General features: G+C 63.9%; 15 protein-coding genes. 11 read left to right on the top strand and 4 right to left on the bottom strand.

Annotated elements, in window-relative coordinates; translation table 11 throughout:
* On the top strand, positions 1–274 hold a 274-nt coding region (locus FEZ63_RS18120), incomplete at its 5' end, for an NADPH-dependent FMN reductase (RefSeq protein WP_338042232.1).
* A 137-nt stretch (positions 275–411) separates the two neighbouring features.
* Here FEZ63_RS18120 and FEZ63_RS18115 read toward each other — a convergent pair.
* Positions 412–519 carry a BA14K family protein gene (locus tag FEZ63_RS18115; RefSeq protein ID WP_150947107.1) on the bottom strand — a complete coding sequence of 36 codons (108 nt, stop codon included), beginning with the start codon at positions 517–519 and terminating at the stop codon, positions 412–414.
* A 173-nt stretch (positions 520–692) separates the two neighbouring features.
* Between FEZ63_RS18115 and FEZ63_RS18110 the strand changes: the two genes are divergently transcribed.
* The 3 genes from FEZ63_RS18110 (at position 693) to FEZ63_RS18100 (ending at position 3734) form a co-directional block, all read left to right on the top strand.
* Entirely contained in the window at positions 693–2105 is a 1413-nt protein-coding gene (locus tag FEZ63_RS18110) for a mercuric reductase (RefSeq protein ID WP_150947084.1), read from the top strand.
* Positions 2106–2183: 78 nt separating this feature from the next.
* Positions 2184–2498 carry an XRE family transcriptional regulator gene (locus FEZ63_RS18105; RefSeq protein ID WP_244622868.1) on the top strand — a complete coding sequence of 105 codons (315 nt, stop codon included), beginning with the start codon at positions 2184–2186 and terminating at the stop codon, positions 2496–2498.
* A gap of 168 nt (positions 2499–2666) precedes the next feature.
* Positions 2667–3734: an AI-2E family transporter gene (locus tag FEZ63_RS18100; RefSeq protein WP_150947083.1), complete on the top strand. Its 1068-nt coding sequence runs from the start codon at positions 2667–2669 to the stop codon at positions 3732–3734.
* Between the two features lie 312 nt (positions 3735–4046).
* Here FEZ63_RS18100 and FEZ63_RS18095 read toward each other — a convergent pair whose 3' ends face one another.
* Positions 4047–4829 (bottom strand): diacylglycerol/lipid kinase family protein, encoded by a 783-nt coding sequence (locus tag FEZ63_RS18095; RefSeq protein ID WP_150947081.1) that lies wholly within the window; start codon positions 4827–4829, stop codon positions 4047–4049.
* A gap of 275 nt (positions 4830–5104) precedes the next feature.
* Between FEZ63_RS18095 and FEZ63_RS18090 the strand changes: the two genes are divergently transcribed.
* The 3 genes from FEZ63_RS18090 (at position 5105) to FEZ63_RS24855 (ending at position 6910) form a co-directional block, all read left to right on the top strand.
* The gene (locus FEZ63_RS18090; protein WP_201274197.1) at positions 5105–5956 is read left to right on the top strand and encodes an adenylate/guanylate cyclase domain-containing protein; all 852 of its coding nucleotides are present in this window, start codon (positions 5105–5107) and stop codon (positions 5954–5956) included.
* A gap of 49 nt (positions 5957–6005) precedes the next feature.
* Positions 6006–6665 (top strand): methyltransferase family protein, encoded by a 660-nt coding sequence (locus tag FEZ63_RS18085; RefSeq protein WP_150947079.1) that lies wholly within the window; start codon positions 6006–6008, stop codon positions 6663–6665.
* 95 nt (positions 6666–6760) lie between these two features.
* Complete coding sequence (locus FEZ63_RS24855) at positions 6761–6910, top strand: hypothetical protein (protein WP_153245864.1); 150 nt, start codon at positions 6761–6763, stop codon at positions 6908–6910.
* 113 nt (positions 6911–7023) lie between these two features.
* Here the strand turns inward: FEZ63_RS24855 and cls are convergent, their stop codons facing one another.
* Together cls and FEZ63_RS18075 are read right to left on the bottom strand one after the other, a co-directional pair.
* Complete coding sequence (gene cls / locus FEZ63_RS18080; RefSeq protein ID WP_150947077.1) at positions 7024–8475, bottom strand: cardiolipin synthase; 1452 nt, start codon at positions 8473–8475, stop codon at positions 7024–7026.
* 60 nt (positions 8476–8535) lie between these two features.
* Positions 8536–10062, bottom strand: a complete 1527-nt coding sequence (locus FEZ63_RS18075) for an aldehyde dehydrogenase family protein (protein WP_150947075.1) — start codon at positions 10060–10062, stop codon at positions 8536–8538.
* Between the two features lie 321 nt (positions 10063–10383).
* On the opposite strand from FEZ63_RS18075, the gene FEZ63_RS18070 reads away from it, so the two are divergent.
* Genes FEZ63_RS18070 through FEZ63_RS18055 form a run of 4 tightly spaced genes read left to right on the top strand, consistent with a single transcriptional unit; the run spans position 10384 to position 14147 of the window.
* Positions 10384–10734 carry a c-type cytochrome gene (locus FEZ63_RS18070; RefSeq protein ID WP_150947073.1) on the top strand — a complete coding sequence of 117 codons (351 nt, stop codon included), beginning with the start codon at positions 10384–10386 and terminating at the stop codon, positions 10732–10734.
* Entirely contained in the window at positions 10731–11438 is a 708-nt protein-coding gene (locus tag FEZ63_RS18065) for a hypothetical protein (protein WP_150947072.1), read from the top strand. Before FEZ63_RS18070 ends, FEZ63_RS18065 begins: the two co-directional genes overlap by 4 nt.
* A gap of 12 nt (positions 11439–11450) precedes the next feature.
* Positions 11451–13001 (top strand): FAD-binding oxidoreductase, encoded by a 1551-nt coding sequence (locus FEZ63_RS18060; RefSeq protein ID WP_150947070.1) that lies wholly within the window; start codon positions 11451–11453, stop codon positions 12999–13001.
* A gap of 21 nt (positions 13002–13022) precedes the next feature.
* Entirely contained in the window at positions 13023–14147 is a 1125-nt protein-coding gene (locus tag FEZ63_RS18055; RefSeq protein WP_150947068.1) for an NAD(P)-dependent alcohol dehydrogenase, read from the top strand.
* Positions 14148–14389 lie beyond the last annotated feature (242 nt).

Genomic DNA, 14389 nt, shown 5'->3' with positions numbered 1-14389 from the left:
GAACTCGTTCACGCGCAAACCCTCGGCCGTGATCGGCACCTCGCCGGGCGCCATCGGCACTGCCGTGGCGCAGCAGCAACTGCGCAGCGTGCTCAGCTTCTGCAACTCGCCGCAGATGAACGCGCCTGAGGCTTATATCCAGTTCACGCCTGGACTGATCAACGACGCTGGCGAGGTCACGAACGAGTCCACGGCCGAGTTCCTCCGAAACTACATGGCGGAGTTCCACCAGTTCATCATCAGGGTCTACACCGCCTTGCCGCGCGATGCCTGAAACATTCGAGAGGCTTCGATCCGCATTACGGACCAGATGTTCGCGACCGTGTACCGCGACGTGGTGCTCGGGCCGGACCAGAGAAAAAAGGCGGCTCCGATGAGCCGCCTCGTTTCGTCATGGCGTCGAGTGTTCTCCTAGTAGGGCGACACGTAGGCCTGCCGCGGACCGTTCAGCGGCTGAAAGGAGTTGTCCGCGACGCGATAGGAGCGCCAGCTTTCCTGGCACCACCGAAGCTGGGACAGTTCCTTTTGACGCTACAGCCAGCCTGGCACGCGCGAGCGGTGGCCAAGGTAGACATCGCCGAACCTGCGCTCGTGCAAGCGGGTCCACGAGTATGTCCGGCCTCAGGAGAATCCGCGAAATAGCCCTAAAACGAGCGTATCCCGACATCGTGCACTGACTTGTGGAGGCCGCCATGCCCGAGACCGGGACAGTCGAGAACCTCATCCTCGGCGGCGGTGAGCCGGGCAAGTACATTGCCTGGGAGCTTGCAGCGCAAGGCGGCCGGTGCGTCGTGGTCGAGCGCGCCCTCATCGGCGGGTCGTGTCCGAACATCGCCTGCCTGCCGAGCAAGAACGTGATCCACAGCGCCAAGGTCGCCGACCTTCTCCATCATGCGGCCGCCTATGGTTTGCCGACCGAACCGGCGGCCACCGACATGGAGGGCGTTCGCGAGCGCAAGCGCGCGATGGTCGAGGGCATGGTCGAGATCCATCGCAAGAAGTTCGCGGCCGACGGGATCGAGTTCCTCCTCGGCGAGGGCCGCTTCGTCGCGCCCCGCACGGTCGAGGTGTCCCTGGCCGCGGGCGGGACGCGGCGGATCGTAGCCGAGCGCATCTTCCTCAATCTCGGTACGCACGCGGCCCTTCCCGATGTTCCGGGGCTGGCCGACGCGGCTCTGCTGACCGCCGTCGAGGTGCTCGAGCTCGACCGCCTGCCCGAGCACCTGATCGTCCTCGGCGGCGGTTACGTCGGCGCGGAATTCGCGCAAGCCTTCCGCCGCTTCGGCAGCCGGGTGACCGTGATCGAGTACGGACCGCAGCTCATCGCGCGCGAGGATCCGGACGTGGCCGAGGCGGTCCGTGCCATCTTCGCGGAGGACGGCATCGACGTGATCCTCGGCGCCGCGACGAAAGCCGTTTCTGGCCGCTCGGGCGACCGGGTGCGCTTACAGATCGAAACGCCGCATGGCGAGCGCACGCTCGAGGGCAGCGACCTGCTCGTGGCCGCCGGGCGCACCCCGAACACGCACGTGATCGGCCTCGAACTCGCCGGAATCGAGTGTGACGCGCGCGGCTACATCACGGTCAACGAGCGGCTCGAGACGACCGCGCCCGGCATCTGGGCCACGGGCGAATGTGCCGGCAGCCCGCAGTTCACCCATGCGGCCTTCGACGACTTCCGGATCGTGCGCGACAATCTCGCGGGAGGCGAACGGACGACGCGCGGCCGCCTGGTCCCGTATTGCATGTTCGTCGATCCCGAACTCGGGCGGGTCGGATTGAGCGAGACGGAGGCGAGGAGTCAGAACATCGACGTGCGGGTGGTCTCGTCGCCGATGGGGTCGGTCCTGCGGGCCCGCACACTCGGCGAGACCCGCGGATTCATGAAGGCCCTCCTTGACGCGCACAGTGACCGGATCCTCGGCTTCACCATGCTGGGTCCAAATGCGGGCGAGGTCATCGCGGTGGTGCAGACGGCAATGCTGGCCGGGCTTCCCTTTACTGGACTGCGCGATGCCATCTTCACGCACCCGACGATGGCCGAAGGACTCAATGTCCTGTTCGCGAATGCGCCCGCCCCTCGACGGCAAGGCGAGAAGTCATGAAGTTCGCAAGCCGCAGGAAAGAAGTTCGAGGATCGCAAGCGCAACCAACCGTCAAACACCCGCGAGAGAAGGCGACCCATGAAAGACAGTTCAATTATCACACCGGGCCAGTGCCGTGCGGCGCGCGCGCTTGCGGAAGTTGAAATCGGAACCTTGGCGCTCAAGGCATCCGTTGCCGCCGCGGATATCGTCGAGTACGAGAAGATGCGCCGCCAACCCGATCCCGACAACCTAGCCGCGATCCGTCGCGCACTCGAGGATCTCGGAGCGGTGTTCATACCCGAGGATGGCATGGGTGTCGGCGTCAGGTTGAAGTTCAGCCGCCGCGGCGCTCGGCGGATCGGAACCTGGGAGAGTGAAGGCGGTTCCGTTGCCGAGGATGATGTTCCCTGAACGCCTGAGTGACCTCCTCTACCGATCTCACAGCTCAGCGCACGGCTTTCGGCCGGGCGGCACTGGTGACTGAGATCGGCCGAAGACACGAGCTCGGAGTTCACCAAGCGGAATCACGCGGCTGATAGAGTTCGGAAGAAACGATATTCCAGTTGCAAGAGGCCCCACATGCGCGCGCTCGAAGATAAGGCCCTCGTCCTGCTGATCGGTGCGGTGTCGCTGTTGTTCGGTTGGATCCTGTGGCCGTTCTTCGGCGCGATCCTATGGGCAACCATTTTGGCCATCCTGTTCGCGCCGCTCTCCCGCCGATTGCTCAAGTCCATGCCGCAGCGGCGCAACGCTGCGGCTTTGGCGACGCTCCTGATCATCGTGGTGTTGGTGCTTCTGCCGTTGATGGTTCTTGCCAACCTGCTGGTGCGCCAAGCGGCTGGCGTGTATCAGGCTTTCCAATCGGGAGGGTCGAGCTTGCGCCTGAGCGCCGAGCAGATCTGGAGCCTGTTGCCAACATGGCTGATCGATCTTCTCAAACGCATCGATCTGCCCAATTTCGGCGCATTGCGGGAAAAATTGTCGGCCATTCTCATGGAGAGCGGACAGTTCCTTGCCGGTCAGGCCATAAACTTCGGCCAGTCCACGGTCGACTTCGTCATTAGTGTGTTCCTCATGCTCTATCTGCTGTTCTTCCTGCTGCGCGACGGGAGCAGCCTGACCAGGCATATCAGTGAAGCGGTTCCCCTGTACCCGGAGCAAAAGCGATCGCTTGCCAGGAACTTCACCGTCGCCATTCGCGCGATGATGAAGGGCAGCATCATCGTAGCTCTGGTGCAGGGAGCACTCGGGGGCCTGATCTTCTGGATCTTGGGAATCCAGGCGCCGCTGTTGTGGGGCGCACTGATGGCGATCCTTTCCCTCCTGCCTGTCGTGGGCACCGGCCTAGTATGGGTCCCGGTCGCGATCTATTTCCTGGCGACAGGCGCCTTCTGGCAGGGCGTCGTTCTCACTCTCTACGGTGGGCTGGTCATTAGCCTCGTGGACAACATCTTGCGCCCGGTGCTGGTCGGGAAGGACACCAAGATCCCTGACTATGTCGTGCTGGTTTCGACGCTGGGTGGCCTCGCGACCTTCGGGGCCAACGGCATTATCATCGGCCCACTCGTCGCGGCCATGTTTATCGCTGCCTGGTCCGTGTTCTCTGCGACGCGGCAGCGATCCACGGATGATCGCACCGGGCGTTGAATTGAAGCCATCGAAATCGAAGCCTCATGATTTCTGCGGATGCTGTCATTCTCAGGAGGAAGAGGAAGAAAGCAAGGATCCGTTTGGCATTTGCCATCGGCCGTAACTCACTGGATGTCGCATGTCGATCGGTCGACGCGCGCATTTGAACCTAGTTGTCGTAGCTTGGATCAAGGTTGGTCGAAGGAACGAAGACGCGTAGGGCACCGGGCCGCGAGCGGTACCGCAAGGGCGGCCGCAGCATGCCGATCTCGCCGTCAAGTGCGATAAGAAGCCTGGTCGCGTCCACTCGAATCTCAGCTTCTGCAACCTTCATGGCACGCAGGTCACGGCGTGTATCCAACAGCCCGAGAACGGCCCGGCAGGCGAGCCAAAACAAAGCGAGCTTCCATGGGCCTTGGTGACGTAAATGCAGAGCTCGCCGCGGTCCAGCCTCGCCCGTCGACCGAAAGCTTGCGCCGTCAGGCTGTACTCGTTGTTTCCTATGAAGACGCCATGGCTTCGACCTGCCTCCACCAAACCTTCCGTGCTGATCGAGAGGTGTCGAATGGGTAGGCGTCGAATGACACCAAGTCCGGCCATGATCATCGCACTCCATTTCGCGAGTCCTTGCCGGCGCCGCCAGAGCTCCCGCTCAAGCACCAGGTAGGGATAGATCCCGAGGGACGCATTGTTGACAAAGATCTCACCGTTGACCGCGCCGACGTCGATGAGACGGGTTTTTCCGGAAGCGATAAGCGCGACCGCCTCATTGATGGTGGCAGGGATGCCCAAATCCCGTGCGAAATGGTTGAGGGTGCCAAGCGGCAGAATTCCGAGCGGGACATTGCTTCCGGCCAGCGCATGAGTGACGGTGCGGACGCTGCCGTCGCCGCCGCCGACCACGATCGCGTCGAACTCCTTATTCTCGACCCGCTGCACAGCCTGCGAGGCAGCCGCATGCAGGTCTCGGCCGTGAAGCACTTTCAGCGTGGCGAAGATCCGGTGGTGCTCGAAGGCGGAGGTCAGGGCGTCCAGTAGGGTTGCGCTACCCCGGGCCTCCAGCGCCCCAGCAGCGGCGTTGAGGAGTACGACAACTCTCGGTCGAGCTTGCATCGCGGTGCCAGTTAGGTTTGTCCGGAGAGGCCTGGGAGGTCACCCTACCGAGCCTCCTGCTTCCTGCAAAGCCAAAGCCGATCCTAAGCCGCTTCCTTGGTCCCGTCCGTGCCCGCAGACGGGCTTCTTCCGTGGCGGTAGACCAGCTCCGCCGTGATCAGCACGAGGCTTCCCAGCCCTAGGGGAACACGCCACCTTGCGGAGATTTGGCTGACTGCCGGCAAGTGCCAGGTGCGGCCCAACGGCTCATGCGTTTCGGAAGGTTCGGCGCTATCATGCCTGTCATGACCGAGAAGCTGAAACGCCGGCTGACCACCGTGCTGTGCGCCGACGTATCCGGTTATACCCGCCTGATGGAGGCGGACGAGCCCGGCACGCTGGCGACCCTGCGCCGCTATCGGATGGCCATGGCATCGCTGATCGAGCGCCATGACGGGAGGATCGTCAATACTTGGGGCGATGCCGTCATCGCCGAGTTTCCCAGCGTCGTTGAGGCGGTGCAGTGTGCCATCGAAATCCAGCAGGAGCTGTCCACGCAGGACCCTCATCTGCCCGAGGCACGGCGCATGCGGTTTCGCATCGGCATCAATCTGGGCGACGTGATGGTCGACGGCTCCGACATTTACGGCGACGGCGTCAACATCGCGGCCCGATTGCAGGAAATGGCTGAGCCGGGCGGCATCCTGATCTCCGGCCCCGTCTACGATCAGGTCCACAACAAGTTGTCCGTCGGCTTCGATTACCTCGGGCCGCAGCAGGTGAAGAACGTGGCTGCCCCCGTGGCGAGCTATCGGGTGGCCCTGAGCGGAACAACCTTCGGACAACCTGAATCCAAGGACGGTTTGGAACCCGCTCCTAAAGCAACCGCACTCAGTGGTGCGCCATCATTTGGTGTCCAGGCTGGGTCTCGGACGCGGGTCCGTGTCGTCTCCAACTGGTTGGCTGATCTCCCGCGCGCCCTCCGAGCGGCTCTTGTGATCTCCGTGTTTCTGTTTCTGATCAACCTCTTCAGTGGCCTGCACAGGGTCTGGTTTCATTGGCCAGCCGTGTCCATGCTGTTGATCGCCACTTTGTGGACGATGTTCCGGCAGGTGCGAAAAAACAAGCGCCGGACAGGCCGCGATTGACGTGGCCCGGCTCCTGCACCCGACGAACCCGCAGCCAGACGAGGCGGCTATGACGCCCACCTCCGGACTTGCAGCCCTGACGGTCGTGGGGACCCTTGCCTATCTCGGGCTGGCTGTCCTCGGCGCGGGTGGGCTGGCCGCCTTCTTCTCCCATCCGGCCAGAATTGCCCTAACCATCGTCCTCTTCGCGCTGTCCGGCGCCGCACTGTTCAGCGGCGGCAATCTGAGCCCGGGCGAACGCGAGGACCGGGCCAACCGCTGGGTCATCACGGCCTTCGGGGTGATCGGGTTGCTGGCAGCCTATCTGCCCGCCTACACGGAGCGCAAGGGCGTCTGGATCCTCGACGGCGATGCCGTGCGCTGGCTGGGCGTTGGCCTCTTCGCCGCTGGTGGCGCGCTGCGGATCTGGCCGGTGTTTGTGCTCGGTCGCCGGTTCAGCGGGCTTGTGGCGATCCAGCCGGGGCACAGGCTGGTGACGAGCGGTGTCTATAGCGTCATCCGCCACCCCAGCTATCTCGGCCTGCTTGTCAACGCGCTGGGCTGGGCCCTCGCCTTTCGGTCCGGGATCGGGGTGCTGCTGACAGCACTCCTCGTGCCACCGCTCCTCGTGCGGATCCACGCGGAGGAGAAACTGCTGCGGGATCAGTTCGACTCCGGGTACGAGGCGTACTGCCGCCGCACGTGGCGGCTGATCCCCGGCCTCTATTGACGTGAACGTCCGTCAAAAGTGCTCATTCTGACTGTCGTGAGGATGGAGTCGCCGTATTTCTCCTCCATCACCTGCACGGCGGGATGGAAATGCACATGGCGGATGCCGATCTCGCGGGCAATGGAATGGGCCAGGTCAATTCCGCCGCTTCGGGCGCGGCCCACATCGAGCTCCTGGAGCGCCACGACTTCCGGCGAGCAGGAGGCGATGACGTCGGCGATGCGGGCGGGGCGGGCGACACCTGACCATGCGTGCCGCGGCACCTCCGCACGTTGTAAGTCAGGATCCGGGACACTCTTCGGCAATACGGCTCGGCTTCATTCGTTCCCGCTCGCCAGTCACACATCACCCTCTAGGGTCACAACAACGGCGAGAGTAGCCGAGCGACGGAATCCCGGAACCGGACGGCAGCGCGGCGCTTCAGGTACTCGCCCGGATCGAACTCGGTGCAGTGTGCGAGGTCCCGTTGGAAATCCCGCTCCAGGTCCTTTGCAAGTTGGCTGCTGTAGAGCACCGCATTGATCTCGTAGTTGATGCTGAAGCTGCGGATATCGATGTTCGTCGACCCGATGGAGCAGATCTCGGAATCGATGCTGATCGTCTTGGCGTGCAAGTAACCTTTCTCGTACAGGAAGACCCGCACGCCGGCATCGATGACATCCAGAATGAAGGTGTTGCCGGCCCAACCCGGGACCGGGTTGCCCGAGGCCCGCGCGGTCAGCATCACCTTGACGTCGACCCCGGACAGCGCCGCCGCTTTCAGGGCTTCGGCGATGCTCGCGTCGACGATGAAGTACGGCGATTGCAGATAGACATGGTGCTGCGCCGCCGCGATCATCGCGAAGTAGAGCTGACGGATCGCCGCCCATTGCGAGTCGGGTCCCGAGGTCAGGATCTGGACGGGGACCTCGCCCTCTGACGGCTCCGTTGCCCGGGATGGGAAATAGTCTTCGGAGAACAGGTTCTCCTTTGTCGCATTGTACCAGTCCACCATGAACACGGCCTGCAACAGCGCGGCGCCCTCCCCCTCGATGCGCACCTGCGTGTCGCGCCAGGCATCGAACCCCTCACCGCCATCGAGGTGCTCCTGCCCGATGTTCATGCCGCCCGTGTAGCCGATCCTGCCGTCGATCACCGTGATCTTGCGGTGGTTGCGGTAGCTGATCGTGTGAAGCTGGTAGCGGCGCGAGGTCGGCACCATCTGGGCCCCGGCCGCCCGCAGATCCCTGATGTAGCCACGGCCGAGGTGCGCCCGCGATCCGAGGGGATCATAGAGGAGCCGCACCCGGATGCCCGCCCTCGCCTTCTCGGTCAGGACTCGTTTGAGGCTCTCGCCGAAAGAATCCGCGGCCCAGATGAAGTACTGGAGGTGGATCGAATGCCGCGCCGCCTTCATGTCGTCGATCAGGCTGGGGTAGAATACGGCGGCATCCTGTTGGATCTGCACCCGGTTGCGTCTGCTAAGACCCGAGCGTGAGTTTCGCCGCACCAGCATCATCAGCCTCTTGCGGCTCGGGCTTTGGCCCTCAAGTCGGGCGATCTCCGCATCCTGGCGCGCCAGGATCGGTTCGAGGAGCGGACGGGCCTTGCCCTCGAGGTCCTGCTTGAGGAGCCTGCTCCGCTTGCTGAAGGCTTTGCGGCCCCGGCCGAAGAGGATGTAGACCAGGACGCCGATGCCGGGGGCGAAGAAGAACACCAGCATCCAGGCCAGGGTCGCTTGCGGCCGCCGATTCTCCGAGATCAGGAAGATGCCCGTCCCGAGCGCGTACAAGGCCAGCACCATGCTCAGGATAGGACCGATGCGGGTCACGATCCGGTGGTCCTCCCCGTCGGTAAACCGGCGTCGACCCGGCCCTTGCTCATGGCGCCGTCATCCTCCGGCCCAGGGTCCCGTGATCGCGTGGGCATCGGGCGGAAACGCCCGCGGGGTATGCTGGATGGTGATCCAGTGATCGGTGGTGAACGCCTCGATGCCCCACTTGCCGTTGAATCGGCCGATGCCCGAGTTCTTCTCGCCGCCGAACGGGCTGAACGGCAGGTCGTTCACCGGCTGATCGTTGACATGGGTCATGCCGGCCTGCACCCGCTGCGCGAACCGCACGCCGCGTTCGAGGTCTTGCGTGAAGACGCAGCTCGAGAGGCCGTATTCCGTGTCGTTGGCGATCCTGAGGGCATCCTCCTCGTTCTTGGCCCGGATCACGGGCGCAATGGGTCCGAACGATTCTTCGCGGGCAAGCGGCATCTCGTTCGTGACGTCGGCAAAGACGTGGGGCGGCAGGACGAGGCCTTCGGGCTCACCCCCGACCACCTGCCGAGGGCCCGTGCCCTGCGCCTCCTTGAGGCGCGCCTGCAAGCCCTCGAGCTGGCGCTGGTTGATGATCGGCCCGATCACCGTGTCGGGCTGGTCCGGATCCCCGACCCGAAGCCCCCTCACCCGCTCGGCGAAGCGGCCCAGGAACGGCTCATAGACCACCTCGTCGACAATGAAGCGGTTGGTGATCATGCAGATCTGGCCCTGGTGCAGGAACTTGCCGAAAACGGCCGCCTCCACGGCCTGTTCGAGGTCCGCATCGTCCAGCACGATGAACGGGCTGTTGCCGCCGAGCTCAAGGTCGACGCGCTTCATGACCGAGGCTTCCGCCGCCAAGCGAGCAATGCCCCGGCCGACGGGTGTGGAGCCTGTGAACGAGATCACGCGCGGCACGGGATGCTGGACGAAGGCGTCCCCGATCTCACTGCCCGCTCCCACGACCACATTCAGCGCTCCCGGGGGAAGGCCGGCTTCCTCGAAAATCCTGGCCAGCAGCAGACCGCCTGTCACCGGGGTGTCGCTGGCGGGCTTGACCACGACCGCATTGCCAACGGCCAGCGCCGGCGCCAGGGAACGGTTGGTCAATTGCATCGGCCAATTCCACGGGCTGATCACGCCCACGACGCCGACGGGCTTGCGGTAGACCCGGCTCTCCTTACCGTGCACGTCGGCGGGAAGGATGCGGCCCTCGACGAGATAGGGCAAGGAGGAGGCTTCCAACATGACGGCGTGCACCGTCTCCCATTCGAGGGTGGCCTTGATCCGGGTGCTCCCCGACTCGCGGATGAGCCAGCCGATGATCTCCTCGCGGCGGGCCTCCATCACGACAGCCGCCCGGCGCATCACCTCTGCCCGCTCTCCCGGCAATCTCTCGGCCCACGCGATTTGCGCCTTAGCGGCGCTGGCATAAGCCTCATCGAGATCGTCCCGGCTTGCCTGCGGGATCTCGATCAGCACCTCGCCCGTATACGGGTTCAGATCGCGGTTGACCTTGTTCGATCGGCCCTTCCGCCACGTGCCGGCAATCGCGAGGGTGTCGAAATCGGCGTAGGGGCGCACCTGGGAAAGTTTCTGCCCAAAGTTCATTGCCACTTCCTCCGCTTGGGACCAACCGGGAGTGCAGCAAGGCCGCTGAGCTGGGCTTAGGCCGGCACCCTGCTTCGGCACGCGTCACGTTTGTGCAAACCTGAAGGTTGGAGGCGGGTTCCCGCTCGTTCCCGCCAAGCCAATAAGAAAACATCAGCGGGAGACGGCGCGAGCTTGCCGGCGCGTCCAAGCACTCTAGAACCAAAATTGCGAGTGAGCATCGGCGATGCCTAAGCTGAAGTCGCCTCAAGACCGCTCCGCCGCGCTTGATGATGCCGTGCTGTTGCGTTGGTTGTGCGTAGGGCTTGCACGGAGGCTGCAATGCTTGCCACCAACGGACCGCTGCTCCCCCTGGCCTCCATCACGGCAGCCGCTGCATGCTTGGCTGCGGCTGGACCATTGCATGCCCAGGCGGATGGGCGGTGGCGGGATGGCGAGCAGGTGTATGTGAAGGTCTGCGGCCATTGCCACGAGAGCGGGGTCGGACCGGTTCTCAAGGGCAGAGGTCTTCCGGCCGAGGCGTTGGCGCCGATCACCCGGCATGGGCTCTCGGCGATGCCGGCGTTCCGGGCGGCCGAGATCGATGATCAAGCCTTGCAGGCCCTGGGTGATTATCTGGCCCAAACGCCCGCTCCAAAAGCCGCTCCCCAATCCAATGGAGGAAAGCCATGACGATCGGTCGCCGCCCGGTTTTGCAAGGGCTTGCCGCGACCGGGTTCGCGGCCGTCGCGCCCGGCTTCTCCGATGCCCATGCCACTGTTTACGAGGTGCCGGACGGGAAACGGGCCGAGAGGGCGATTCCATGGATTGCGACCCTCTCGATCACCCGGTTTACTGACGACTTTCTGGCCGGGTTGGCTCGCGCCCGATCACCCGGAGCCGACATTGCCGTTCTTCGGATTGACGATTTCGGGTCAGAGGATCTCCTGCGTTTGCAGGCCATGCTGACGGCAGGCCGGCGGCAAACTCTGGTCGGGCTGGTGAATGATGGCCTCGCGGCGATCATCGGCGAGAGTGCACGAACGGCCGGCGCCCGGCTGAGATGGTTGGGACAGCATACGCTGACGCCCACGGAGAGCCGTCATCGCCTGTTGACCGCCTCCGGTGGGTGCGCCGCATGGTTCGCGGAGGCACTCACTGCGTGTGGAAGTCGCTTCTCGGTAAACCATCACGACTTGTCGGCCGGCACGATGACGCATCTCTCGGCATCCTCCGCTGGCACCGATCGGTGGGCCTTCGCACTCGGCCAGACGATCGCCATGGCGAATGGGCTGGAGCAATTTCATCAGCGTCACCTCGAGGCGACTGCCGACAGCCCGGAGCGAGGCCCAAGCCGCGCTGCTGAAAGCCTCGTCTCCTTCTCCTACGAGCTGTAAGGGGAGCTCATTATGGCTGACGGCCCATACGTTGCTCTTCCGCCAAATGTGGATCAGGCCGCGTTCACGACGGCCGTCCGGAAGTTCACCGAAATTCTCGGGGCCGAGAACGTCCTCACGGCCCAGGAGCAGCTTCTCCCTTACATGAAGATCATGATGCCGGTGGACGAGGCGCAGCATGCTCCGTCGGCTGCCCTGATCGCCACCGAGGTCGACCAGGTCCAGAGGATCGTTCGCGTCTGCAACGAGCACAGGATTCCGGTATGGCCGATCTCGACGGGAAAGAACCTGGGCTACGGTGGGACGCCGCCTGGCAGCCGGGGCCAGGTCGTGCTCGACCTCAAACGCATGAACCGGATCATCGATGTCGATCCGGACCTCTGCACGGCTCTCGTCGAGCCCGGAGTCACCTACCAACAGCTCTACGACTACATCGAGGAGCGAAAGTATCGGCTGTGGCTCGATCCACCGGCGCCCTCCGCCATCGTGGGACCCGTCGGCAACACGCTCGACCGCGGCGTCGGCTATGGCCCGTATGGAGAGCATTTCATGTTCCAGTGCGGGATGGAGGTCGTCCTCCCGAACGGCGAGCTGCTTCGCACCGGGATGGGCGGCATTCCCAACGCGAATACCTGGCAGGTATTCAAGTGGGGCTTTGGTCCCTATCTCGACGGGATCTTCACGCAGTCGAACTTCGGCATCGTGACCAAGCTCGGTTTCTGGCTCATGCCGGCGCCGGACGTCTACAAGCCCTTTGCCGTGAGCTACCCCGATGAGGCCGACATCGTGCCCCTCGTCGACTCGTTCCGCCCGCTCAGGATCGGCGGCGTCATCCCGAACGCGATGGTGTTCGTGGGCACGCTGTACGAGGCGACGGCGACGATCCGGCGATCGCAATACTACAGCGGCAAAGGCGCCACGCCCGAGGAGGTCATCCGCCGGATCCGGCAGGAGCACAACATCGGCGCCTGGACGGCGTATGGCGCCCTCTACGGCACCAAGGAGCAGGTCGACGTGAGCTGGAAGATCGTCACCGATATGGTTCGGGGATCGGGAAAGGGAACCATTATCACCGAGGAGGAGGCCAAGGATAATCCCGCCTTCCGCTACCGGGCGGAGTTGAGCCGGGGCAACATGACGCTACAGGAATTCGGACTCTACAACTGGCGCGGCGGTGGCGGCTCGATGTGGTTTGCGCCCGTCAGCCAAGCCCGGGGGTCGGAAACCCTGAAGCAGGTGCAGATGGCCACGACCATCCTGAACAAGCACGGACTCGACTATGTCGGGGAGTTCATCGTCGGTGGACGCGACATGCACCACATCATCGATGTGCTGTTCGACCGGACCGACCCGGAGGAGATGAAGGCCGCCCACGCCTGTTTCGGCGAGTTGCTGGATGAGTTCAACAGGGCGGGATACGGTGTTTACCGGGTGAATACCGCCTTCATGGACAAGGTCGCCGAGAGCTTTGGGCCGGTGCAGCGCCAGGTCAACCAAACCTTGAAGCGGGCGCTCGATCCCAACGGCATCGTCGCGCCGGGGAAATCCGGCATCCGGGTTTGACGCAGTCATCGGAGGTGCTCCGTGAACGATACGAATCCTTCGCCTTTCAAGGCGGCCGTCATTCGACAACAGGGCGGACCGTTCCGGATTGAAGCAATCCGCCACGGCGATCTCCGCCATGACGAGGTCCTGGTGAAAATCGTTGCCACCGGCATGTGCCACACCGACATGGTGGCGCGCGATCAGGTCTATCCGGTCCCGCACCCGATCGTGCTCGGCCATGAAGGAGCAGGCACGGTCGACGCCGTCGGGGCCGACGTGCGCAAGGTGGCGCCGGGCGACCATGTCGTCCTGACCTTTCTGCCCTGCGGCCGATGCCGCGCCTGCCAGGAGGGAGCGCCGGCCAGTTGCGAGAACTTCAACGCCTACAACTTCTCCGGCCAGCGCCCGGACGGGTCGCACGCTTTGTGTGACAGCGGCGGCCATGACCTGAACGACCGGTTCTTCGGCCAGTCCTCGTTCGGCGCCTATGCCATCGCGAACGAGCGGAACGTGATCAAGGTCCGCAAGGACGCCCCGCTGGAACTGCTCGGGCCGCTCGGCTGCGGCATCCAAACGGGCGCGGGGGCCGTGCTCAACGCCTTGAAGGTCGAGGCCGGATCGAGCTTTGCCGCGTTCGGTGCCGGTGCCGTCGGTCTGAGCGCCGTCATGGCGGCGGTCGTAACCGGAGCCACCACCATCGTCGCGATCGACGTGGTGCCGTCGCGGCTCGAACTCGCGAGGACGCTCGGGGCGACGCACGTGATCGACAGTCGCAACGAGAACCCGGTCGAAGTCATTCGCGGGATCACCGGAACGGGAGTGGATTATTCGCTCGAGTGCACCGGCCGCGCCGATGTGGCGCGTTCTGCCGTCGAGGCGCTGCGCCCGCGTGGCGTCTGTGGCATCGTCGGCGCATCGAAACCCGGTACCAACCTCGAAGTCGACATCAATGACGTGATGCAGAAGTGCAAGGTCATTCGCGGCATCGTCGAGGGCGACAGTGTGCCGGACCAGTTCATCCCGCGCCTGGTCGAGCTTTACATGCAGGGCCGCTTTCCGTTCGACAAGCTCGTGAGGTTCTACTCCTTCGACGAGATCAACGAGGCTGCGGAGGACAGCGAGAAGGGTGGCACGATCAAGCCGATCATTCGCATCACGGAATAGGTTGGCTCCAACGCGCGCCTCCCTCCGCCCGCGAACGCTCCACGAGGTTGCGGACGAAAGCGGTTTCGACAGGACCATTTTTCACATCGTTATTGAGGCGTTCGCGCTGCGGAACGAATGCTGCGACGTGCGGTTTAGGGTAAAACTACCCCCAATAGTCCCAGTTCTACGTATGGTTTAGGCTCGTCCGTTGAGTGCACAAGCGGGTCAGGGCCATCTTGGTAGAGTCTCCTCCTACGGCA

This window comes from Microvirga brassicacearum (assembly GCF_008757455.1).
Lineage (GTDB): Bacteria > Pseudomonadota > Alphaproteobacteria > Rhizobiales > Beijerinckiaceae > Microvirga > Microvirga brassicacearum.
The sequence above is the reverse complement of the archived record's forward strand: the minus strand, read 5'-3'. Positions and strand labels throughout refer to the sequence as shown.

Coding starts and splice junctions, on each gene's coding strand:
- FEZ63_RS18075 (WP_150947075.1), bottom strand. CDS start 10,062: ATGAACTTTGGGCAGAAACTTTCCCAGGTGCGCCCCTACGCCGATTTC.
- FEZ63_RS18090 (WP_201274197.1), top strand. CDS start 5,105: ATGCCTGTCATGACCGAGAAGCTGAAACGCCGGCTGACCACCGTGCTG.
- FEZ63_RS18070 (WP_150947073.1), top strand. CDS start 10,384: ATGCTTGCCACCAACGGACCGCTGCTCCCCCTGGCCTCCATCACGGCA.
- FEZ63_RS18060 (WP_150947070.1), top strand. CDS start 11,451: ATGGCTGACGGCCCATACGTTGCTCTTCCGCCAAATGTGGATCAGGCC.
- FEZ63_RS18100 (WP_150947083.1), top strand. CDS start 2,667: ATGCGCGCGCTCGAAGATAAGGCCCTCGTCCTGCTGATCGGTGCGGTG.
- FEZ63_RS24855 (WP_153245864.1), top strand. CDS start 6,761: ATGGCGGATGCCGATCTCGCGGGCAATGGAATGGGCCAGGTCAATTCC.
- FEZ63_RS18085 (WP_150947079.1), top strand. CDS start 6,006: ATGACGCCCACCTCCGGACTTGCAGCCCTGACGGTCGTGGGGACCCTT.
- FEZ63_RS18105 (WP_244622868.1), top strand. CDS start 2,184: ATGAAAGACAGTTCAATTATCACACCGGGCCAGTGCCGTGCGGCGCGC.
- FEZ63_RS18065 (WP_150947072.1), top strand. CDS start 10,731: ATGACGATCGGTCGCCGCCCGGTTTTGCAAGGGCTTGCCGCGACCGGG.
- FEZ63_RS18095 (WP_150947081.1), bottom strand. CDS start 4,829: ATGCAAGCTCGACCGAGAGTTGTCGTACTCCTCAACGCCGCTGCTGGG.
- FEZ63_RS18110 (WP_150947084.1), top strand. CDS start 693: ATGCCCGAGACCGGGACAGTCGAGAACCTCATCCTCGGCGGCGGTGAG.